This window comes from Micromonospora sp. NPDC048830, from assembly GCF_043198215.1.
Classification (GTDB): Bacteria; Actinomycetota; Actinomycetes; order Mycobacteriales; family Micromonosporaceae; genus Micromonospora.
This window is the reverse complement of the sequence record NZ_JBICUP010000020.1, coordinates 14,136-34,905: the sequence shown is the minus strand read 5'-3', so window position 1 is coordinate 34,905 and position 20,770 is coordinate 14,136. Positions and strand designations below refer to the sequence as shown.

Sequence of the window (20,770 nt, the reverse complement as noted above, 5' to 3'; positions counted from 1 at the left end):
GTGGTACGCGACCAGCAGTCTGGGCCGCGCCCCGTCTGTGCGGGCAGCTCCACAGTGAGGCGCGCGGTATGGTCCAGCCCGTCCGGCTGCGACGGCCGCCCGGCCGGGTCGCCCGGCTCCCCGACGAGCAGGACCGCCCGCGAGCAGGACCGCCCGCGAGCAGGACCGCCCGCGAGCAGGACCGCTACGGCCTGCTGCGGGGCCTGGTGATGGTGCCCGACGAGCCGATCGCGTGCTGCGGCCGGCGGGTCGGCGGCGAGTCCGCCTCCACCGCCCGCTGCACGGCCCGGTAGATCTGGCCGAAGCGCAGCGCGTCGCCCGTGCGCAGCAGCCGTACCGGCCGGCCGCGCCAGCGGACCCACAGCTCCAGTTGCCGGCTGCCCCGGGCGTACGAGCGGTCCAGGTGCTCGAAGAGGAAGTCGGCCACCGGCCCGACGGCGAGCCCGACCAGCACCGACGCCCCGACGATGGCGACCGTCACGGTCAGCGAGCGGTGCAGCCACAGCGCCAGCGTCACCCCGAGCCCGGCCGCGACGAGCGGGCCGGCCAGCGCGGCGCCGATCGCGCCCCGGCCGGCGAGCACCCGCCAGGAGCGGCTGCCCCGGTGGTGCCAGACCGCGCCGATCTCGGCCAGCGGGTACGTCCGGCCGTCCGCCCGCAGCGCGGCTGAGGTGACCTGCACCGACCTGTCGTCGTAGTACGTGACCATGCTGGACTCCCGGTGACGGGGCGAACACCAGACTACTTTCCCCAACGATCCGGGCCGTATGGTTGGCACGCGATTTCGACGAGGAAATGAGGGCGGCGTGAGCGAGTTCGTGCGGCTGGAGACCAAGGACGGCATCGGCACCATCCGGCTGGAGCGGCCGCCGATGAACGCGCTGAACAAGCAGGTGCAGGAGGAGTTGCGCGCCGCCGCGACCGAGGCCGCCGCCGACCCCGAGGTCCGCGCCGTGATCGTGTACGGCGGGGAGAAGGTCTTCGCCGCCGGCGCGGACATCAAGGAGATGGCCGACATGTCCTACGTGGACATGGCCGAACGGGCCGCCGACCTGTCCAGCGCGCTCGGCGCGTTCGCCCGGATCCCCAAGCCGGTGGTCGCCGCGATCACCGGGTACGCCCTCGGTGGCGGCTGCGAGCTGGCCCTGGCCTGCGACTGGCGGGTGGTGGCCGAGGACGCCAAGCTCGGCCAGCCGGAGATCAAGCTGGGCATCATCCCGGGCGCGGGCGGCACCCAGCGGCTCGCCCGCCTCGTCGGGCCCGCGCGCGCGAAGGACCTGATCATGTCGGGCCGGATGGTGGACGCCCAGGAGGCGCTGCGGATCGGCCTGGCCGACCGGGTCGCGCCGGCCGCCGAGGTGTACTCGGCGGCCGTCGAGCTGGTGACGCCGTACCTGACCGGCCCGGTGCAGGCGCTGCGCGCGGCGAAGCTCGCGGTCGACGGCGGCCTGGACATGGACCTGAACTCGGGCCTGGCCTGGGAGAGCCAGCTCTTCGCGGCGCTGTTCGCCACCGACGACCGGCGCGAGGGCATGGCCGCGTTCGTGGCGAAGCGCAAGCCGGGCTTCACCGGCCGCTGAGCCGGCCGATCGAAGGCTGTTCACGTGTTCCTGACCGGCCGGTAACGTCGGGGCCCGGCAACCGACGAGGGGAGCGGCGATGACGGAACGGGTCGAGGGCCACGGCGGGGAGCTGGCGCTCGCGGCGCTGCGCGCGCACGGCGTACGGGAGATGTTCACCCTCTCCGGCGGGCACGTCTTCCCGCTCTACGACGCCGCGCACTCCGCGGGCTTCCCGCTGTACGACGTCCGGCACGAGCAGTCCGCGGTCTTCGCGGCCGAGGCGGTCGCCAAGCTCCAGCGCCGCCCCGGCCTCGCCGTGCTCACCGCCGGCCCCGGCGTCACCAACGGCGTCTCCGGGCTGACCAGCGCGTTCTTCAACGCCTCGCCGGTGCTGGTGCTCGGGGGCAGGGCGCCGCAGTTCCGCTGGGGCTCCGGCAGCCTCCAGGAGATGGACCACCTGCCGCTGGTGGCTCCGGTCACCAAACACGCCGAGACGGTGTTCAGCGCCGACGACATCCCCCGCGCGGTCAGCGCCGCGCTCACCACCGCGCTCGCCCCGCACCGCGGCCCGGTCTTCCTCGACCTCCCGCTGGAGGCGGTGTTCTCTGTCGGCGACGCCGAGCTGCCGGCGGTGACCCCGGTCGCCCCGGTCGAGGCCGACCCGGACGAGGTGGCCAGGGCCGCCGGCCTCGTCGCCGGCGCGGCCCGCCCGGTGATCGTCGCCGGCTCCGACGTGTACGCCGGGGACGCCGTCGACGCCCTGCGGGCCGCGGCCGAGGCGCTGCAGGTGCCGGTGTTCACCAACGGGATGGGCCGCGGGGCGCTGCCCCCGGAGCACCCGCTGGCGTTCGCCAAGGCCCGTCGGGTCGCCCTGCGGAACGCGGACGTGGTCGTGGTGGTCGGCACCCCGCTGGACTTCCGGCTCTCGTTCGGCGACTTCGGCGACGCGCAGGTGGTGCACGTCGTGGACGCGCCCAGCCAGCGTGCCACCCACGTCCAGCCGGCCGCCGCCCCGGCCGGCGACCTGCGGCTGATCCTCACCGCGTTCGCCGACCACCGCGGCGACCGGGCCGACCACGCCGACTGGGTCGCGCGGCTGCGTACCGCCGAGGACGGCGCGAAGGCGCGCGACGCCGAGGAGATGGCCGCCGAGACCGACCCGATCCGCCCGGCCCGGGTGTACGGCGAGCTGCGCCGCGTGCTCGCCCCGGACGCCATCACCATCGGCGACGGCGGCGACTTCGTCTCGTACGCGGGGAAGTACCTGGAGCCGGCGCAGCCGGGCACCTGGCTCGACCCCGGCCCGTACGGCTGCCTCGGCACCGGCATGGGCTACGCCATGGGGGCCCGGGTCAGCCACCCGGACCGGCAGATCTGCGTGCTGATGGGCGACGGCGCGGCCGGGTTCTCGCTGATGGACGTCGAGTCCCTCGTCCGGCAGGAACTGCCGGTGGTGATCGTGGTCGGCAACAACGGCATCTGGGGCCTGGAGAAGCACCCGATGCGGGCCATGTACGGCTACGACGTCGCGGCCGACCTCCAGCCCGGGCTGCGCTACGACAAGGTCGTCGAGGCGCTCGGCGGTGCGGGCGAGACGGTCGAGAAGGCCGCGGATCTCGCACCCGCCCTGGAACGGGCGTTCGCCTCCGGCGTGCCGTACCTGGTCAACGTGCTGACCGACCCGGCCGACGCGTACCCGCGCTCGTCCAACCTGGCCTGACGCGGCGCCCGTGGCGCGGCGACCCCGGGGTGTGCGCCGCCGCCCGGCTCACACCTCGGGGCGGTCCTCCTCGCGGGGCGGGTCGCCCTCCCGGCGGCGCAGGTCGTCCTCGCGCCGGCGCAGGTCCTCCTCCCAGCGGCGGAACAGCTCCTGGTCCTGCTGCCGGGAGCGCTCGGCGAGGGACTCGAGGAACTCCGGGTCGTCGTCCGGGGCGACGGGCCGGCGCCGGTCGCGCCCGGGCGGGGCGCCGTCGGCCGGCCGGGCCGGGCGGGCCCGCGCCGGGTCGGGCTCCCGGCCGGCCAGGAACCACGCGATCGAGCCGAGCAGCGGGAACAGCAGGATGACCAGCACCCAGACGATCCGGGGCAGCGCCCGGATCCGATCCTCCTCCGCCGACAGGCAGCTGATCAGGGCGCTGACGGCGAGGACGATCTGGACGAGGAACAGCAGGACGTACAGCCGGGCCATGCGCCCATCATGGCGCACCGGCGCCGGTCACCACACCCCGCGCAACGCCAGCAGCACGCCCAGCACCGCGTTGCCGACCGCGGCCAGGGCGACCACCGGCATGGCCCGCGAGGCGGTGCGGACGGGGCCCGAGCCGGTGGCCCGCCGCCAGCACAGCGCCAGCGTGGCTGCCCAGCCGAGCAGCGCCGCGCCGGCCAGCAGCGCCCCGGCCAGGTCCCCGGCCAGCGCCTGCCGGACGGCCAGCACGGTGACCGCGGTGAGCGCGAGCAGCGTACGCCGCCAGGCCAGCCGGGTCCGCTCCGGTTGCAGTCCGGGGTCGGCGGTCACCGGCGGCCGACCGTCCCGGCGAGCACCGCGACCACCAGCAGCAGCGCGCCCAGCCCGACGGCGAGGGCGAGCACGGCCGGGAAGCGGGACGCCGGCAGCTCCTCGCCGAGCCGGATGGCCCGCTCGGTCCGGGCCCAGTGGTCGACCGCCCGCACCGCGACCGCGGCCCCGAGCAGCAGCAGCGCGACGGCGATCACCTCGCGCAGGTGCGCCAGCGGCAGCGGGGGCAGGAACTGGGCGGCGGCCAGCCCGCCGCCGACCAGCGCCAGCCCGGTACGCAGCCAGGCCAGAAAGGTGCGCTCGTTGGCCAGGGAGAACCGGTAGTCGGGCCGGCTGCCCACCGACCGCAGCTCCCGCGGGTCGAACCACCGCCTGATCGCCTCCCACACGCCGCCGATTATCCGCTTTGCCCGATGCCTAGTCTGGGGGGATGACCGATCTTGACGCCCGCACGCTGCGGGACGCGTACGACGCCCAGATCCGCCCGGAGATCCCCGACCCGCTGCCGGCCGGGGTGACCGTCGAACGGGACGGCCCGCTGGCCCGCGTCCTCGGCCTCGACCACCGGGGCTTCCTCACGTACCGGGACCTGGGCGGGCTGGCCGGGGCGGAGCTGGACGAGCTGATCGCCCGGCAGGTGGAGTTCTTCCGCGCGCGGGGCGAGGCGGTGGAGTGGAAGCTCAACGGCCACGACGAGCCGGCCGACCTGGGCGACCGGCTGCGCGCGGCGGGGTTCGTGCCCGAGGACCTGGAGGCAGTGTTGGTCGGCCCGGTCGCGGCGCTGGCCGCCGCCGTCCCGGTCCTGCCCGACGGGGTACGCCTGCGCGAGGTCGCCGCCCGCGCGGACCTCGAACGGATCGCCGCGATGGAGGAGGCGGTCTGGCAGGCCGACCGCAGCCACCTGGTGACGGGGCTGGCGAAGGAGATCGAGGCCGACCCGCAGTCCATCACCGTCGTGGTGGCCGAGGCGGGGGACACGGTGGTCAGCGCCGGCTGGGTGCGGTACGTCACGGGCACCGGCTTCGCCACCCTCTGGGGCGGCTCGACGCTGCTCCAGTGGCGGGGCCGGGGCATCTACCGGGCGCTGGTGGCGTACCGGGCGCGGCTGGCGCGGCAGCGCGGGAAGACGTTGTTGCAGGTGGACTGCTCGCCCGACAGCCGGCCGATCCTGGAGCGGCTCGGGCTCGTAGCGGTCACCACGACCACGCCCTACATCTACACTCCGTGACCATGGAGCAGTGGCTGACGGACGAGGAGCGGCTCACCCTGAAGACGGGCGCGTTCGGCGCGGTCTTCCTGGTCTCGAACGCCGATCCCGGCGTGTTCGCCCTGATCCGGGAGAGCTTCGCGGCGTCCGGGGTGATGTCGGAGGCGAGCGGCCCGGTGCGGGAGGCCCTCACCGTCGGTCCGCTGCCGAAGCTGCCGCGGGACTCGGTGCCGGAGATCGAGGCGGTGGTGCTGCCGGCGCTGCGCCGGGCGGTGGAGATCCTGCGGGAGAAGGCGCCGGGGGACGTGGCGGGCTACCGGTCGCTGGTGCTCGCCGCCGCCGAGCAGGTGGCCCGCGCGGACCGGGGCGTGGCGTCGGCGGAGGCGGAGATGATCGACCGGATCAGGGGCGCGCTGGCCGAGCCGGCCTGAGCGCCCCGGGCCGCCGGCTGGTGGTGAGCTGTGTCACTCTGAGGTCCCGGGAGCCGAAAGCTACTTGCGGGTAACATTGCGCGCGTGGGCAACCGCACACAGCCCGCGGTTGACCGATCGTTAAGTCGCGCGGGAGGCTGCGGCCGTGACCGGGCGAGAAATCGCACCACCAACCAGGAGGGTCGTCGAAGCGCGATGAACATCGTCGTACTCGTCAAGCAGGTGCCTGATTCGGGCGCGGACCGCAACCTGCGTGCTGACGACAACACCGTCGACCGCGGTTCGGCGAACAACGTGATCAACGAGATGGACGAGTACGCCATCGAGGAGGCGTTGAAGATCAAGGAGGCGCACGGGGGTGAGGTCACCGTCCTGACCATGGGTCCGGACAAGGCGTCCGAGTCGATCCGTAAGGCGCTGTCGATGGGGCCGGACAAGGCCGTGCACGTGGTGGACGACGCCCTGCACGGCTCCTGCGCGGTGGCCACCTCGAAGGTGCTCGCCGCCGCCCTCGGTCAACTGGGCGCGGACCTGGTGATCTGCGGGGCGGAGTCCACCGACGGTCGGGTGCAGGTGATGCCGCACATGCTCGCCGAGCGGCTCGGCGTCGCGGCGTTGACCGGGGCGCGGAAGCTGACCGTGGACGGGGCGACGTTGACGGTGGAGCGGCAGACGGAAGAGGGGTATGAGGTCGTCACTGCCTCGACCCCGGCGGTGGTCTCGGTGTGGGACACCATCAACGAGCCGCGGTACCCGTCGTTCAAGGGCATCATGGCCGCGAAGAAGAAGCCGGTCCAGACGCTGTCGCTGGCCGATCTGGGCATCGCCCCGACGGAGGTCGGCTTCGACGGCGCGACCAGCGCGGTGCTGGAGCACAGCAAGCGGCCGCCGCGCTCCGGCGGGGCGAAGGTCACCGATGAGGGCTCCGGCGGCGTGCAGCTGGTCGAGTTCCTCGCCACCGAGAAGTTCGTGTGAGGGGTCTGGACATGGCTGAGGTTCTCGTCGTCGTCGACGCCACCCGGGAGTTCGGCGTCAAGAAGGTCACCCTGGAGATGCTCACCCTCGCCCGCGAGCTGGGCACGCCCGCGGCGGTGGTGCTCGGCGGTCCCGGCGCCGCCGACGCGCTGACCGGCAGGCTGGGCGAGTACGGCGCGGAGAAGGTCTACGCCGCCGAGAGCGCCGACATCGACGGCTACCTGGTGGCCCCGAAGGCCACCGTGCTCGCCGACCTGGTGCGGCGGGTGCAGCCGGCCGCGGTGCTGCTCGCCTCCGCCCAGGAGGGCAAGGAGATCGCCGCCCGGCTGGCCGTCAAGCTGGACAACGGCATCCTGACCGACGTGGTCGCCCTCGACGCGGACGGCACCGCGACCCAGGTGGCGTTCGCCGGCTCGACCATCGTGAAGTCGAAGGTGACCAGGGGCCTGCCGCTGGTCACGGTCCGGCCGAACTCGGTGACCCCGGTCCCGGCCGCGGCCACCCCGACCGTCGAGCAGTTGACCGTGTCGGTGGCCGAGGGCGACAAGCTGGCCCGGGTCGTCGACCGGGTCGCCGAGCAGAAGGGCTCCCGTCCGGAGCTGACCGAGGCGTCCGTGGTCGTCTCCGGCGGCCGCGGGGTGGGCAACGCCGACAACTTCAAGCTGGTCGAGGAGCTGGCCGACCTGCTCGGCGGCGCCGTCGGCGCGTCCCGCGCGGCCGTGGACTCCGGGTTCTACCCGCACCAGTTCCAGGTGGGCCAGACCGGCAAGACGGTCTCCCCGCAGCTGTACGTCGCGTTGGGCATCTCCGGCGCGATCCAGCACCGGGCCGGCATGCAGACCTCGAAGACCATCGTCGCGGTGAACAAGGACGCCGAAGCGCCGATCTTCGAACTCGCCGACTTCGGCGTCGTCGGCGACCTGTTCAAGGTCGTCCCCCAGGCCGCCGAGGAGATCCGCAAGCGCCGCTGACCCCACGCCCGGTCCACCGGGGGCCGCCGCCCGCTCCACGGACGGCGGCCTCCGCGTTGAGCGGGACTGGTCCGCGCCGCGGGGCTGCTCCGGGTTGAGTGGGGCTGGTCCGCGCCGAGCGGGACTGATCGGCGCCGAGCGGAATGATCGGCGCCGAGCGGGACTGATCGGCGGGCCGGGGAGCTGAGCCGGCCCGCCGATCAGCTCTTCGCACGGTACTACCCCGGGGCCCGGTAGGGAGGGGCCCCTTGTCGACAGCCGCTCCGGTGGAGCAGCGGCCCTTGTTGGCACCCTCCGGCGTCCGGCTCGCGGAACCCAGGTCAGTACGCTGGGCGGTGATGGCATACCTGGATCACGCCGCGACGACCCCGATGCTGGACGAGGCACTCGAGGCGTACGTGGCCACCGCCCGCGAGGTCGGCAACGCGTCGTCACTGCACGCGGCCGGCCGGCGCGCCCGCCGCCGGGTGGAGGAGTCCCGCGAGCGGATCGCGGCCGCGCTGGGCGCCCGCCCGTCCGAGGTGATCTTCACCGGCGGCGGTACGGAGAGCGACAACCTGGCGGTGAAGGGCATCTTCTGGGCCCGCCGGGCGGGGTCCGCCGACCGGCGCCGGGTGGTCTCCAGCGCGGTGGAGCACCACGCCGTCCTCGACGCGGTGGACTGGCTGGCCGACCACGAGGGGGCCGAGGTGGGCTGGCTGCCGGTGGACCACACCGGCCGGCTCGACCCGGACGCGCTGCGCGCCGAGCTGGCCGAGCACGGCGAGCGGGTCGCCGTGGTCACCGCGATGTGGGCCAACAACGAGGTGGGCACCCTCCAGCCGGTCGCCGCGCTGGCCGCCGTCGCCGCCGAGCACGGGGTGCCGTTCCACACCGACGCGATCCAGGCGGTCGGTCAGGTGCCGGTCGACTTCGCCGCCAGCGGCGTCGCCGCGCTCACCGTCACCGGGCACAAGCTGGGCGGCCCGACCGGCGTCGGCGCCCTGCTGCTCGCCCGGGACGTCGTGGCCACCCCGCTGCTGCACGGCGGCGGCCAGGAGCGCGACGTCCGCTCCGGCACGCCGGACACCGCCGGCATCGTCGCCTTCGCCGTCGCCGTGGAGACCGCCGTGAAGGGCCAGCAGGAGTACGCGGCGCGGGTGGCCGCCCTCCGCGACGACCTGGTGGAGCGGGTGCGGCACGCCGTACCCGAGGTGGTCTTCAACGGCGACCCGGCCGACCGGCTGCCCGGCAACGCGCACTTCTCGTTCCCCGGCTGCGAGGGGGACGCCCTGCTGCTCCTGCTGGACGCCCAGGGGATCGCCTGCTCGACCGGATCGGCCTGCTCGGCCGGGGTGGCCCAACCGTCGCACGTGCTGATCGCGATGGGCGCCGACGACGACCGGGCCCGCTCCTCGCTGCGCTTCACCCTCGGTCACACCAGCACGCAGGAGGACGTGGACGCCCTGATCGCCGCCCTCCCGGCGGCGGTGGACCGGGCCCGCCGCGCCGCCGCCTTCCGTACCCCCCGCTGACCCCCCGCTCACCAGCCCGTTCCCCGCGATCTTGCACTCCTGGCCCCTCGTTCGCGGCTTTTGTCCACTTCGCCGGGGCCACAATTGCAAGATCGCGGTGACCCTGGGGGCGGGCGATAGGCTTCCGAGGGGAAGGGAGCGTGGCGCGGTGAGGGTGTTGGCGGCGATGTCGGGCGGGGTGGACTCCGCCGTGGCGGCGGCGCGGGCGGTGGAGGCCGGGCACGACGTGACCGGGGTGCACCTGGCGCTGGCCCGCAACCCGCAGACGTACCGCACGGGAGCGCGCGGATGCTGCACCCTGGAGGACTCCAGGGACGCCCGGCGGGCGGCCGACGTCATCGGCATCCCCTTCTACGTCTGGGACATGGCCGACCGGTTCCACGCCGACGTCGTCGACGACTTCGTCGCCGAGTACGCCGCGGGGCGTACCCCGAACCCCTGCCTGCGCTGCAACGAGAAGATCAAGTTCGCGGCGGTGCTGGACCGGGCCGTGGCCCTCGGCTTCGACGCCGTGGTCACCGGCCACCACGCCCGGCTCGGCCCGGACGGCCTGCTGCGCCGCAGCGTCGACCTGGCCAAGGACCAGTCGTACGTGCTGGCGGTGCTGACCCGAGCGCAGCTCGACCGGTCGATCTTCCCGCTCGGCGACTCGACGAAGGCCCAGGTCCGCGAGGAGGCGGCCCGGCGCGGGCTCGCGGTGGCCGACAAGCCCGACTCGCACGACATCTGCTTCATCGCCGACGGCGACACCCGCGGCTTCCTCGCCCAGCGGCTGGGCGAGGCGCCGGGCGACGTCGTCGACGCGCTGACCGGCGCGGTGGTGGGCAGCCACACCGGCGCGTACGCGTACACGGTGGGGCAGCGGCGCGGCCTGCACCTGGACCGCCCCGCCCCCGACGGCCGCCCGCGCTACGTGCTCTCGATCACCCCGAAGACCAACACCGTGACGGTGGGCCCCGCGGAGGCGCTGGAGGTCCGCACGGTACGCGCCGAGCGTCCGGTGTGGACCGGGTGCGAGCCGCCGGCCGGGCCGGTCGAGTGCGAGGTGCAGCTGCGCGCGCACGGCGACGTGGTGCCGGCCACGGTGTCGCTGGACGGCGACGGGCTGCACGCCGAGCTGCGCCGCCCCGTCCGCGGCGTCGCCGCCGGCCAGGCGATCGTCGCGTACCGGCCGGACCCGGCCGGCGACGTGGTCCTCGGCTCCGCCACCATCGCCGCCTGACGCCCTCCCGGCCCGGGCGTTGGATACCCTTCGGCCGTGACTGATCAGCCCTGGCCCTGGCCCGCCGGCGCGGCGACAGGCATCGGCTCCCTGCCCGGCACCGACGTCGCCGAGGCGCTGCGGATGGTCCTCGGGGAACTGCCCGCGCTGCCCCACCTGCCCGAACTGCCGGCGCGCGGCCCCGGCGCCGACCTCGTCGGGCGCACCGCCGGCCTGCTGGTCGAGCTGCCCGTGGAGCTGTACGCGGCCCGCTGGCGGGTCGCCCCGCGCCCGGGGCGCGACCTGCGCCGGGCGCGGGACCTGATGGAACGCGACCTCGACCAGCTCGCCGAACAGGCCGAGGAGTACGCCGGGACACTCAAGGTGCAGGCCGGCGGCCCGTTCACCCTGGCCGCCGCGGTCGACCGGCCCATCGGCGGCCGGATGCTGCGCGACCCGGGCGCCGTCCGGGACCTCACCGCCTCCCTCGCCGAGGGACTGCGCGCGTACGTCGCCGCGGTCAGCCGTCGGGTGCCCCGCGCCTCGGTGCTGCTCCAGCTCGACGAGCCGTCCCTGCCGGCGGTGCTCGCCGGCCGGGTGCCGACCGAGAGCGGCTTCGGCACGTACCGGGCGGTGGAGCGGCCCGACGCGGCGGCGGCGCTGCGCACGGTGGTCGAGGCGGTCGGGGTGCCGACCGTGATCCACTGCTGCGCGCCCGACGTGCCGCTGGACGTGGTCCGCTCGGCCGGCGCGGTCGGGGTGGCGCTGGACCTGGGGCTGGTCAGGGACCTGGATCCGCTGGGCGAGGCCATCGACGCCGGCCTCGGGTTGCTGGCCGGCGCCGCGCCGGTGACGCTGCCGTCGGGCGGTCGCGCGGTGGCTGGCGCCGCGCCGGCGACGCTGCCGCCGGGCGGTCGCGCGGTGGCTGGCGCCGCGCCGGTGACGCTGCCGCCGGGCGGTCGCGCGGTGGCTGGCGCCGCGCCGGCGCCGCTGCCGCCGGGCGGTCGCGCGGTGTCCGGCGCCGCGCCGGCGACGCCGCCGGCCGGTCGCGCGCCGACGTCGGCCCAGGTCGCAGACCGGGTACGTCAGCTCTGGGACCGCCTCGGCTTCCCCCGGGCCCGCCTCGCCGAGCAGGTCGTCGTCACTCCCGCCTGCGGCCTGGCCGGAGCCACCCCGCAGTACGTCCGGGCGGTGCTCGCCGCGTGCCGGGACGCCGGGCGGCGACTCGCCGAGGACTGAGGCGCGAGGAGGGCCCCTCGTCGACGTGCGGCGCTTCGCCGCGTCGAGAAGGCGCCCTCCTCGGCGCGTGAGGTTTCCTGTCGGACCGGGCGGGCAGGATGACGGGCATGATTGGACAGCTTCGCTCGACGGTCATCGACTGCCCCGATCCGAGAGCCCTCGCGGCGTTCTACGGCGGGCTGCTGGGCCTGCCGCTGATCGAGGGTGACTCCGACGGCGACGACTGGGTGGTGCTCGGCGGCCCGCCGGGGCACCAGCCGCGGCTCGCCTTCCAGAAGGCGCCCGACCTGCGTCCGCCGACGTGGCCCGACCCGGAGCGGCCGCAGCAGCTCCACCTCGACGTCACCGTGGACGACATCGAGGCCGCCGAGAAGGCGGCGCTGGCCCTCGGCGCGCGGCGGCTGCCGGGCGAGGGGGAGGGCTTCCGGGTGTACGCCGACCCGGCCGGTCACCCGTTCTGCCTCTGCTGGGACTGACGGCTCCCCGCCCGGCGCGACCGTGGCCGCGTCGCGGCGGCCTCGGGGGGTCCCCGCCCGGCGCGATCACGCCGCGTGGCGGTGGTTGCCGTCGCCCGGCATGATCGCGGATGTGATCGACTCCTCGCTCCAGCGGGCCTCCGGCTCGCTGTTCGGCCTCGCCTACGGTGACGCGTTGGGCAAGCCGACCGAGTTCCTGACCGTCGCCGAGATCCACCGCCGGTACGGCCCGGGCGGCCCCCGCCAGCTGGAGGGCGACCCGGCGCTGGTCACGGACGACACCCAGATGGCGCTCGCGGTGGGCTGGGCGCTGCGCGACGCGCCGGCGTTCACCCCGGAGGCGGTCGAGCCGCTGCTGCGCGAGCGGTTCCTGGCCTGGGCGGTCAGCCCGGACAACAACCGCGCCCCCGGGATGACCTGCCTGCGCGCTTGCGCCGAGCTGGCCAGGGGGGTGCGCTGGCAGGATGCGACGGTGGCCGGCTCGAAGGGCTGCGGGGCCAACATGCGGGTCACCCCGGTCGGGCTGCTCCCCGTCGACGCGGACACCCTGGCCGGGCTCGCCCAGCTCCAGGCGGGCCTGACCCACGGCCATCCGACCGGGCTGGCCGCCAGCGAGCTGACCGCGTACGCGGTCCGGGTGCTGCTCGACGGCGCGGCCCTGGACGAGTTGCCGGCGCTGCTGACGGCGCGGGCCCGGGAGCAGCGCCGGGTCTACCGGGCGGACTGGCTCGGCGACCTCTGGCAGCGGCCGGGCGTCGACTCGCCGGAGGACTTCATCGCCCGCGGCTGGGACGAGTGCCTGCGCGCCCTGGGCCGGCTGTCCACCGCTCTGGGCCGGCCGGACGACGGCGCAGACCCGTGCCGGCACACCGGCGAGGGCTGGGTCGCCGAGGAGGCCCTGGCGACCGCGCTGCTCTGCGCGCTGCGGCACGCCGACGACCCGGTCGGCGCGCTGGCCCGGGGCGCCACGACGGCCGGCGACTCCGACTCCATCGCCGCCCTGGCCGGCGCGTTCGTCGGTGCCGCCCACGGGATGTCCGCCTGGCCCGACGACTGGTCCACCCGCATCGAGTACGCCGCGGACCTGACCACCCTCACCACCCTCGCCCTCCCGCCCGCCCACTGACCCACCCGCACGAGCCTGGGGCGGGCCATGCTCGGGTCGATCAAGAGGTTTGCGTCAGCCGCCGCGGCAGACCGGACGCAAAGCTCTTGATCAACTCGGCGGGGCGCGGGACGGCGCGGGACGGCGCGGGACGGCGTGGGGTGGGGCGGGGTGCGCGCGAGGTGGCGCGGGGCGGGTGGGCAGGTGGGCGGGAGATTGTCCCACCCGGCGGATACCGTGCGGGAGTAGCGTGATCACGGGAGGTCGCACCACATGGCGGGCAGCGGCGAGGTGTCGGGGAGTGGCGTGTCGGGGAGCGGCGAGGTGTCCGAGAGCGGCAAGGCGGCGAGGAGCGGCGCGGTGGAAAGTGACCCGGCGCCGGCCGGCGGGGTGGGCGAGGGCGCCGTCCCGCAGCAGGTGACCCCGGCGCAGGAAGCGGCGGCCGGCGCCGAGCCGCCCGCGCAGGTACGGGAGCGGCACGCGACGCTCAGCCAGGAGCTGACGGAACACCAGTACCGCTACTACGTGCTGGACGCGCCGACGGTCTCGGACGCGGAGTTCGACCGGAGGCTGCGCGAGCTGGAGGCGCTGGAGGCCGAGTATCCGGCCCTGCGTACCCCGGACTCGCCGACCCAGCGGGTGGGCGGCACGTTCTCCACGGACTTCACCCCCGTCACCCACGCGGAGCGGATGCTCTCCCTCGACAACGCCTTCGCCGACGAGGAGTTGGCGGCCTGGGCCGAGCGGGTGGAACGCGACGCGGGCGGCCCGGTGCCCTACCTGTGCGAGCTCAAGGTCGACGGCCTGGCGATCAACCTCACGTACGAGAAGGGCCGGCTCGTGCGCGCGGCGACCCGGGGCGACGGGCGCACCGGCGAGGACGTCACCGCCAACGTCCGCAGCATCCGGGACGTCCCGGCGGAGCTGACCCCGTCGACCGAGTTCCCGGAGATGCCGGAGCTGCTGGAGGTGCGCGGCGAGGTCTACTTCCCGGTCGCCGCCTTCGCCGACCTCAACGCCGGCCTGGTCGAGCAGGGCAAGGCGCCGTTCGCCAACCCGCGCAACGCCGCCGCCGGCAGCCTCCGGCAGAAGGATCCCCGGGTCACCGCGTCCCGGCCGCTGCGCCTGGTGGTGCACGGCATCGGCGCGCGGCGCGGCTTCACCCCGACGGCCCAGTCCGAGTCGTACGCGGCGCTGCGGGCGTGGGGCCTGCCGACCAGCGACCGCTGGCGCGTCGTACCGGACCTGGCCGGCGTCGCCGAGTACATCGCCCACTACGCCGAGCACCGGCACGACGTCGAGCACGAGATCGACGGCGTGGTGGTCAAGGTCGACCCGGTCCCCATCCAGGGGCGGCTCGGCTCGACCAGCCGGGCTCCCCGCTGGGCGATCGCCTTCAAGTATCCGCCGGAGGAGGTCAACACCAAGCTGCTCGACATCGACGTGAACGTCGGGCGGACCGGCCGGGTCACCCCGTTCGCCGTGCTCGAACCGGTCCGGGTGGCCGGTTCCACGGTCGCCCTCGCCACCCTGCACAACGCCCGTGAGGTGGAGCGCAAGGGCGTGCTGATCGGCGACACGGTGGTGATCCGGAAGGCCGGTGACGTGATCCCCGAGGTGCTCGGCCCGGTGGTCGACCTGCGGCCCGTCGACGCCCGGCCGTTCGTCATGCCGACCTCCTGCCCGGCCTGCGGCACCCCCCTGGCCCCCGCCAAGGAGGCCGACGTCGACATCCGCTGCCCCAACAGCCGCAGCTGCCCGGCCCAGCTGCGCGAGCGGGTCTTCCACCTGGCCGGCCGCGGCGCGTTCGACATCGAGGTGCTCGGCTACAAGGGCGCGGCGGCGCTGCTGGAGGCGGAGGTCATCGTCGACGAGGGCGACCTGTTCCAGCTCGACGAGGAGCAGCTCGCCCGGTCGCCGTTCTTCGTGAACAAGGACGGCAGCCTCGGCAGCAACGCGGTCAAGCTGATCGAGAACCTCAAGGTGGCCAAGCAGCGGGACCTGTGGCGGGTGCTCGTCGGGCTCTCCATCCGGCACGTCGGCCCCACCGCCGCCCAGGCCCTCGCCCGGCACTTCCGCTCGATGGATGCGATCAGGAACGCCACCGAGGAGGAACTGTCGGCCGTCGACGGGGTCGGCCCGACGATCGCGGCCAGCCTCAAGGAGTGGTTCGCGGTCGACTGGCACGACGAGGTGGTCCGCAAGTGGGCCGAGGCGGGCGTTCGGATGACCGAGGAGGCCGGCGAGGAGGGGCCGCGCCCGCTGGAGGGGGTGACCGTCGTGGTGACCGGCACGCTTGCCGGCTTCTCCCGCGACCAGGCGGCCGAGGCGATCCAGGCCCGGGGCGGCAAGGTCACCGGCTCGGTGTCCAAGAAGACCAGCTTCGTGGTGGTGGGCGAGAATCCCGGCTCCAAGGCCGACAAGGCGGCCAGCCTCAAGCTGCCGGTGCTGGACGAGGAGGGCTTCGGGGTGCTGCTCGACCAGGGCCCGGACGCGGCCCGTGAGGTGGCCCGCGTCGAAGGTTGACGCCGCGGGGCAGGCGCCGGCGCCCCGGGAGAGCCCGCCTCCCCTGGGCGCCGGCGCCTCGAATGGGCCCACCCCCGCGTGACGGCGGTGCACCGACGGCGTATACCAAGTTAATTACGACTACGGCCGATCCGTGGCTGTCGCGTCCGGATACTGTCCCGCAGGGCGTTTCATGGGGGCACGTCGGGCGCACGGCCCGCCGTGGCCGCTGTCCCGGGAGGTGCGATGGAGGCCGCCGATCCGCGAAACTCCGTCCCGCCGGGGCGGGTGACGCCCTTCTTCGGCTTCGTCGCCGCCGTGTCGGCGCTGGCCCTGGCGGTGTCGGCCGGGCCGCTGGCCGCCCTGCCCGATCAGCTCGCCGAGCTGCCGGTGGCGTTCTGGACGATGGCGGCGCTCGCCGTGGCGTGCGACGCGCGCCCGTTCGTGCCGCCGGGTCGACGGCAGTCCTCGGCGGTCTTCCCGTCCACCTGTTTCAGCTTCGCCATCCTGCTGGGCTGGGGGCTGGGCCCGGCGGTGGCCGTGCAGGCGGTGGCCGTCCTGGTCTCCGGGTGGCGGATGGGGTACGCGGCCTGGCGTACCGGCTTCAACGCCGCCCAGTACGCGTGCGCCCTCGCCGCGGCGGCGGCGGTCACCGAGCTCGGCCCGGGCGTCATCTTCCGGGGCGGGCCGTTGAGCTCGAGCGACGCGGTGACGGTGATCGGGGCGACGGCGGCCTGGTTCGTCGCCAACTACGGCCTGGTCAACACCGCGATCCGGCTGCGGTTCGGGGACCGCTGGTGGCCGACCCTCCGCCTCGGTCTGGGGTACGAGCTGCTCTCCACCGGGTCGCTGCTGTTGCTGGCCCCGGTGCTGGTGGCGGCCGCCCGGGCCAGCGCCGCGCTGATCCCGCTGGTGCTGGTGCCGCTGTTCGCGGTGTACCGGATGACCCGGCTCTCCGCCGAGCAGGAACAGCTCGCCGCGCTCGACCCGCTCACCGGCCTGCCCAACCGCAAGGCGCTGCTCGCCGAGGTCGCCGAGCAGGTCCACCTGCACGCCGAGCGAGCGGCCAAGGGCGCCTCCGACGCCCATCTGGCGCTGCTGCTGATCGACCTGGACCGGTTCAAGAACGTCAACGACGCGCTCGGCCACGCCGTGGGCGACCGGTTGCTCGTCGAGGTCAGCGCCCGGCTCGCCGGGGCGGTGGGGGAGGGCGACCTGCTGGCCCGGCTGGGCGGCGACGAGTTCGCCATCGTCAGCGCCCGGCTGACCGGGGTGGAGGACGCCCGGGAGACCGCCGAGCGGCTGGCCCGCGCGCTGGCCGAGCCCGTGTCGCTGGACGGGCTGCCGCTGGACGTCGGCGGCTCCATCGGCATCGCGATCTTCCCCGACCACGGGGAGGACTTCGCCACGCTGATGCGTCACGCCGACGTCGCGATGTACGACGCCAAGCACCGCAACGACACCGTGGCCGTGTACGCCGCCGAGTCCGACCACAACTCCGCCGAGCGGCTCGGGCTGCTGGCCGACCTGCGGCGCGTACTCGAATCCGGGCCGGCCGAACCGGCGGGCGCGGCGGACCGGCTCGGCCGGAAGCGGGTCGGGGCGCGCGGCGGGGACGGCGCCGCGCTGCGGGCCGGGGACGGCGTCGCCCTCCCGGGGGACGGGGGGACGATGCCCGCCGGGGACGGCGTCGCGGCCCTGCCCGCCGGGGACGACGTTGCGGCCCTGCCCGCCGGGGACGGGGCCGCGCTGTCCGCCGGACCCGCCGCCCTGCTCCCGGCGACCGGGGCGGGCTCGCCGGGACGCTGGCGGGCGCGCCGGCACCGGCGGCCGGAGCCGGCCCACCCGGACGAGTTGATCAACCGCATCGTCACCGGCGCCGACCCGATCCGCCGTCGCGCCGCGGCCCCCGGGGCCGGCGCCGGCATGGGGGCGGGTGCCGGCAGCAGGTCCTGCGGCGGGGCGGGGCAGGCGGCCGGCGCCGGCCTGGCGGACCGGGCCGGGGCAGGGTCGGGCGGCGGGGCGGCGCGGCGGCCCGGGACCGGGTCGGGCGGCCGGACCGCGCAGGCGGTCGGCGGCGAGAGCGGACGGTCGGCGGGGTCCGTGCCCGGCAGGGCGACCGGCGGGGTGCCGGCCCGGCAGCCGGACGAGCTGGGCGACCCCGGTGAGATCACGATGTACTACCAGCCGCAGGTCGCCATCGCCACGGGCGAGGTGGTCGGCGTGGAGGCGCTGCTGCGGTGGCGGCACCCCCGCCGCGGCATGGTCGACCCCGAGGAGTTGATCCGGGTCGCCGAGCAGAGCGCCGTGATGCGGCTGCTCACCCGCCGGGTGGTTGACGACGTGATGGAGCAGTTGGCCAAGTGGTCCGCCGCCGGGAGCAGTCTGCGGGCGGCGGTCAACGTCAGCGTCCGGGACCTGCACACCGGCGAGATCGCCGACCAGATCGCCGACCGGCTCGCCCGGTACGGCGTCCCGCCGGACCGGCTGCAACTGGAGATCACCGAGGGCGCGCTGATGGCCGACCCCCGTCGGGTGCTGGCCACCATCTCCCGGCTGCACTCCATCGGGGTGGCCATCGCGCTGGACGACTTCGGCACCGGGTACTCGTCGATGCAGCACCTGCGCCGGCTGCCGCTGTCCGAGGTGAAGGTCGACCGGTCGTTCGTGCTCGGGATGGCCGACGACGCCGACGACGCGGCGATCGTCCGCTCGGTGATCGAGCTGGCCGGGGCGCTCGGGCTGCGGGTCGTCGCCGAGGGCGTGGAGGACGAGCGGACCTGGCGGCTGCTGCACGCCGCCGGCTGCGACCTGGCGCAGGGCTGGTTCTACGCGCGGCCCATGCCGGCCGCGGAGCTGGAGACCTGGCTGTCCCGGTACCGGCCGGTGCGCCCGCGGTAGCGCGGCTGGATGCCCGCGGTACTTCGGCTGCACGCCCGCGGTAGCGCGGCTGCACGCCCGCGGTACTCCGGCTGCATGCCCGCGGTGGCCCGGCGGCGCGGCCCGGGCGGGACCGTGCCGCCCACCAGCGACACCACGTCCCGGCGGGCCGCCCCGTGACGGAGGGGGAGTCGGGGACGCCGGGCGGGTGCTGGACAATAGACTCGCTCCGGTCACCGCGCGTCATCGTCGGCACCGCCGGCCGGGCGCGCGGCGGGCCCACCGCCAGACCAAGCAGGACAGCCACGAAGGGGGCACTGATGGCCGCCATCTCCCGCGAGGAAGTCGCGCACCTGGCGCGACTGTCGCGGCTCGCCGTCACCGAGGAGGAGTTGGACGTCTTCGCCGGCCAGCTCGACGTGATCCTCCAGTCGGTCGCCCAGGTCGGCGAGGTCGCCGCGGCGGACATCCCGCCGACCTCGCACTCCGTACCGCTGACGAACGTGCTGCGCGAGGACGTGGTGGTGCCGGGCCTGACCCCGCAGGAGGCCCTGTCGGGCGCGCCCGACGCGGAGGAGCAGCGGTTCCGCGTCCCGCGGATCCTGGACGAGGATGTGGCGTCATGAGCGAGCGCAGCGAGCGAATCATCGGGCACGGTGCGTCCGGCGCTCAGGGCGCCGGCGAGCGAAGCGAGGCGGCGGCGTGACCGACCTGATCAAGATGACCGCGACGGAGATCGCCGGGCTGGTCGCCAGCGGGGAGACCTCGGCCGTCGAGGTGACCCGAGCCCACCTGGACCGGATCGCCGCCGTCGACGACCGGGTGCACGCGTTCCTGCACGTCGACACGGAGGGCGCGCTCGCCGCCGCCCGCGCCGTCGACGAGCGGCGGGCCGCCGGTGAGGAGCTGGGCCCGCTGGCCGGCGTGCCGGTCGCGGTGAAGGACGTGCTCACCACCAGGGGCGTGCCGACCACCGTCGGGTCGAAGATCCTGGAGGGCTGGCGTCCGCCGTACGACTCGACGATCGTGCAGCGGCTGCGCGCGGCCGGCACGGTGATGCTCGGCAAGACGAACATGGATGAGTTCGCCATGGGCTCCTCGACGGAGTACTCGGCGTACGGGCCGACCCGCAACCCGTGGGACCTGACCCGCATCCCGGGCGGCTCCGGCGGCGGCAGCTCCGCGGCGCTCGCCGCGTACGAGGCGCCGCTGGCGATCGGCTCGGACACCGGCGGCTCGATCCGCCAGCCCGGCGCGGTCACCGGCACGGTCGGCGCGAAGCCCACGTACGGCGGCACCTCCCGGTACGGCCTGGTCGCGTTCTCCTCCTCGCTGGACACTCCGGGCCCGTGCGCGCGTACGGTGCTGGACGCGGCCCTGCTGCACGCGGTGATCGGCGGCCACGACCCGCGCGACTCCACCTCCATCCCGGCGCCGGTGCCCGACGTGGTCGCCGCCGCGAAGCTGGGCGCGACCGGAGACCTGACCGGCGTGCGGCTCGGCGTGGTCGCCGAGTTCACCGGCGAGGGCGCCGAGCCGGGCGTGATGGCCGCGTTCCGCGAGTCGGTCGACGCGCTGGCCAAGCTCGGCGCGGAGATCGTCGAGGTCTCCTGCCCGCACTTCACCTACGCCCTGCCGGCGTACTACCTGATCGCGCCGAGCGAGTGCTCGTCCAACCTGGCCCGGTTCGACGGGGTCCGGTTCGGGCTGCGCGCGGGCGACGACGGCAACCGGTCGCTGGAGGAGGTCATGTCGCTGACCCGGGACGCCGGCTTCGGCCCCGAGGTCAAGCGGCGGATCATGATCGGCACGTACGCCCTCTCCTCGGGCTACTACGACGCCTACTACGGGCAGGCGCAGAAGGTCCGGACGCTGATCACGCGGGACTTCACCGCCGCGTTCGAGCGGGTCGACGCGCTGATCTCGCCGACCACGCCGTTCGTGGCGTTCCCGCTCGGCGCGCGCACCTCCGACCCGTACCAGATGTACCTGGCCGACCTGTTCACCATCCCGACCAACCTGTACGGCGGCCCCGGCATCTCGGTGCCGTGCGGGCTCTCCGACGGCCTGCCGGTCGGCCTGCAGGTGATGGCCCCGACGATGGCGGACGACCGGATGTACCGGGTCGCCGCCGCGCTGGAGTCCGTGGTCGGCACGTTCACCCCACCGGCACTGTGAGGCAGGAGCAC

18 protein-coding genes and 2 pseudogenes are annotated in these 20,770 nt (G+C 75.2%); 16 read left to right on the top strand and 4 right to left on the bottom strand.

What is annotated here, in order from left to right:
• Positions 1–184: 184 nt before the first annotated feature.
• Complete coding sequence (locus ACGFIZ_RS18325) at positions 185–709, bottom strand: DUF6232 family protein (RefSeq protein WP_393420652.1); 525 nt, start codon at positions 707–709, stop codon at positions 185–187.
• A gap of 97 nt (positions 710–806) precedes the next feature.
• Between ACGFIZ_RS18325 and ACGFIZ_RS18320 the strand changes: the two genes are divergently transcribed.
• Positions 807–1,580 (top strand): enoyl-CoA hydratase/isomerase family protein, encoded by a 774-nt coding sequence (locus ACGFIZ_RS18320; RefSeq protein WP_393420650.1) that lies wholly within the window; start codon positions 807–809, stop codon positions 1,578–1,580.
• Positions 1,581–1,659: 79 nt separating this feature from the next.
• Positions 1,660–3,282, top strand: a complete 1,623-nt coding sequence (locus tag ACGFIZ_RS18315; protein ID WP_393420648.1) for an acetolactate synthase — start codon at positions 1,660–1,662, stop codon at positions 3,280–3,282.
• A 48-nt stretch (positions 3,283–3,330) separates the two neighbouring features.
• On the opposite strand, the gene ACGFIZ_RS18310 is transcribed toward ACGFIZ_RS18315, so the two are convergent.
• The 3 genes from ACGFIZ_RS18310 to ACGFIZ_RS18300 are packed head-to-tail and all read right to left on the bottom strand — an operon-like array spanning position 3,331 to position 4,466.
• Positions 3,331–3,750, bottom strand: a complete 420-nt coding sequence (locus tag ACGFIZ_RS18310) for a PLD nuclease N-terminal domain-containing protein (protein ID WP_393420646.1) — start codon at positions 3,748–3,750, stop codon at positions 3,331–3,333.
• Positions 3,751–3,777: 27 nt separating this feature from the next.
• Positions 3,778–4,077 (bottom strand): DUF202 domain-containing protein, encoded by a 300-nt coding sequence (locus ACGFIZ_RS18305; RefSeq protein WP_393420644.1) that lies wholly within the window; start codon positions 4,075–4,077, stop codon positions 3,778–3,780.
• Positions 4,074–4,466 carry a YidH family protein gene (locus ACGFIZ_RS18300; RefSeq protein ID WP_393420642.1) on the bottom strand — a complete coding sequence of 131 codons (393 nt, stop codon included), beginning with the start codon at positions 4,464–4,466 and terminating at the stop codon, positions 4,074–4,076. The genes ACGFIZ_RS18305 and ACGFIZ_RS18300 overlap by 4 nt, the downstream gene beginning before the upstream one ends.
• Before the next feature lie 41 nt (positions 4,467–4,507).
• On the opposite strand from ACGFIZ_RS18300, the gene ACGFIZ_RS18295 reads away from it, so the two are divergent.
• From ACGFIZ_RS18295 to gatA, 14 genes and pseudogenes are all read left to right on the top strand, one after another.
• The gene (locus ACGFIZ_RS18295; RefSeq protein WP_393420640.1) at positions 4,508–5,305 is read left to right on the top strand and encodes a GNAT family N-acetyltransferase; all 798 of its coding nucleotides are present in this window, start codon (positions 4,508–4,510) and stop codon (positions 5,303–5,305) included.
• Complete coding sequence (locus tag ACGFIZ_RS18290; RefSeq protein ID WP_393420638.1) at positions 5,302–5,715, top strand: hypothetical protein; 414 nt, start codon at positions 5,302–5,304, stop codon at positions 5,713–5,715. Before ACGFIZ_RS18295 ends, ACGFIZ_RS18290 begins: the two co-directional genes overlap by 4 nt.
• A gap of 195 nt (positions 5,716–5,910) precedes the next feature.
• Positions 5,911–6,690: an electron transfer flavoprotein subunit beta/FixA family protein gene (locus ACGFIZ_RS18285; RefSeq protein ID WP_393420636.1), complete on the top strand. Its 780-nt coding sequence runs from the start codon at positions 5,911–5,913 to the stop codon at positions 6,688–6,690.
• Between the two features lie 11 nt (positions 6,691–6,701).
• The gene (locus tag ACGFIZ_RS18280; protein ID WP_393420634.1) at positions 6,702–7,661 is read left to right on the top strand and encodes an electron transfer flavoprotein subunit alpha/FixB family protein; all 960 of its coding nucleotides are present in this window, start codon (positions 6,702–6,704) and stop codon (positions 7,659–7,661) included.
• A gap of 338 nt (positions 7,662–7,999) precedes the next feature.
• Positions 8,000–9,175 carry a cysteine desulfurase family protein gene (locus ACGFIZ_RS18275; protein WP_393420632.1) on the top strand — a complete coding sequence of 392 codons (1,176 nt, stop codon included), beginning with the start codon at positions 8,000–8,002 and terminating at the stop codon, positions 9,173–9,175.
• A gap of 148 nt (positions 9,176–9,323) precedes the next feature.
• Complete coding sequence (mnmA, locus tag ACGFIZ_RS18270; RefSeq protein WP_393420630.1) at positions 9,324–10,397, top strand: tRNA 2-thiouridine(34) synthase MnmA; 1,074 nt, start codon at positions 9,324–9,326, stop codon at positions 10,395–10,397.
• Between the two features lie 36 nt (positions 10,398–10,433).
• A pseudogene (locus ACGFIZ_RS18265) lies at positions 10,434–11,243 on the top strand (methionine synthase); the annotation flags it as partial.
• Between the two features lie 174 nt (positions 11,244–11,417).
• Positions 11,418–11,615, top strand: a pseudogene (locus ACGFIZ_RS18260) (methionine synthase); the annotation flags it as partial.
• Positions 11,616–11,722: 107 nt separating this feature from the next.
• Positions 11,723–12,091: a VOC family protein gene (locus ACGFIZ_RS18255; RefSeq protein WP_393420628.1), complete on the top strand. Its 369-nt coding sequence runs from the start codon at positions 11,723–11,725 to the stop codon at positions 12,089–12,091.
• Positions 12,092–12,191: 100 nt separating this feature from the next.
• The gene (locus ACGFIZ_RS18250; protein ID WP_393420626.1) at positions 12,192–13,217 is read left to right on the top strand and encodes an ADP-ribosylglycohydrolase family protein; all 1,026 of its coding nucleotides are present in this window, start codon (positions 12,192–12,194) and stop codon (positions 13,215–13,217) included.
• Positions 13,218–13,586: 369 nt separating this feature from the next.
• Positions 13,587–15,722 (top strand): NAD-dependent DNA ligase LigA, encoded by a 2,136-nt coding sequence (gene ligA, locus ACGFIZ_RS18245; protein WP_393420826.1) that lies wholly within the window; start codon positions 13,587–13,589, stop codon positions 15,720–15,722.
• A 225-nt stretch (positions 15,723–15,947) separates the two neighbouring features.
• The gene (locus tag ACGFIZ_RS18240; RefSeq protein WP_393420624.1) at positions 15,948–18,602 is read left to right on the top strand and encodes an EAL domain-containing protein; all 2,655 of its coding nucleotides are present in this window, start codon (positions 15,948–15,950) and stop codon (positions 18,600–18,602) included.
• 299 nt (positions 18,603–18,901) lie between these two features.
• Positions 18,902–19,207: an Asp-tRNA(Asn)/Glu-tRNA(Gln) amidotransferase subunit GatC gene (gene gatC / locus ACGFIZ_RS18235; RefSeq protein WP_393420622.1), complete on the top strand. Its 306-nt coding sequence runs from the start codon at positions 18,902–18,904 to the stop codon at positions 19,205–19,207.
• 94 nt (positions 19,208–19,301) lie between these two features.
• Positions 19,302–20,759, top strand: coding sequence for an Asp-tRNA(Asn)/Glu-tRNA(Gln) amidotransferase subunit GatA (gene gatA, locus ACGFIZ_RS18230; RefSeq protein WP_393420824.1), 1,458 nt, complete (start codon positions 19,302–19,304; stop codon positions 20,757–20,759).
• The last annotated feature ends 11 nt before the right edge of the window (positions 20,760–20,770 follow it).

Coding starts and splice junctions, on each gene's coding strand:
- gatA (WP_393420824.1), top strand. CDS start 19,302: ATGACCGCGACGGAGATCGCCGGGCTGGTCGCCAGCGGGGAGACCTCG.
- gatC (WP_393420622.1), top strand. CDS start 18,902: ATGGCCGCCATCTCCCGCGAGGAAGTCGCGCACCTGGCGCGACTGTCG.
- ACGFIZ_RS18295 (WP_393420640.1), top strand. CDS start 4,508: ATGACCGATCTTGACGCCCGCACGCTGCGGGACGCGTACGACGCCCAG.
- ACGFIZ_RS18275 (WP_393420632.1), top strand. CDS start 8,000: ATGGCATACCTGGATCACGCCGCGACGACCCCGATGCTGGACGAGGCA.
- ACGFIZ_RS18240 (WP_393420624.1), top strand. CDS start 15,948: ATGGAGGCCGCCGATCCGCGAAACTCCGTCCCGCCGGGGCGGGTGACG.
- ACGFIZ_RS18325 (WP_393420652.1), bottom strand. CDS start 709: ATGGTCACGTACTACGACGACAGGTCGGTGCAGGTCACCTCAGCCGCG.
- ACGFIZ_RS18255 (WP_393420628.1), top strand. CDS start 11,723: ATGATTGGACAGCTTCGCTCGACGGTCATCGACTGCCCCGATCCGAGA.
- ACGFIZ_RS18310 (WP_393420646.1), bottom strand. CDS start 3,750: ATGGCCCGGCTGTACGTCCTGCTGTTCCTCGTCCAGATCGTCCTCGCC.
- ACGFIZ_RS18285 (WP_393420636.1), top strand. CDS start 5,911: ATGAACATCGTCGTACTCGTCAAGCAGGTGCCTGATTCGGGCGCGGAC.
- ACGFIZ_RS18250 (WP_393420626.1), top strand. CDS start 12,192: ATGATCGCGGATGTGATCGACTCCTCGCTCCAGCGGGCCTCCGGCTCG.
- ACGFIZ_RS18280 (WP_393420634.1), top strand. CDS start 6,702: ATGGCTGAGGTTCTCGTCGTCGTCGACGCCACCCGGGAGTTCGGCGTC.
- ACGFIZ_RS18315 (WP_393420648.1), top strand. CDS start 1,660: ATGACGGAACGGGTCGAGGGCCACGGCGGGGAGCTGGCGCTCGCGGCG.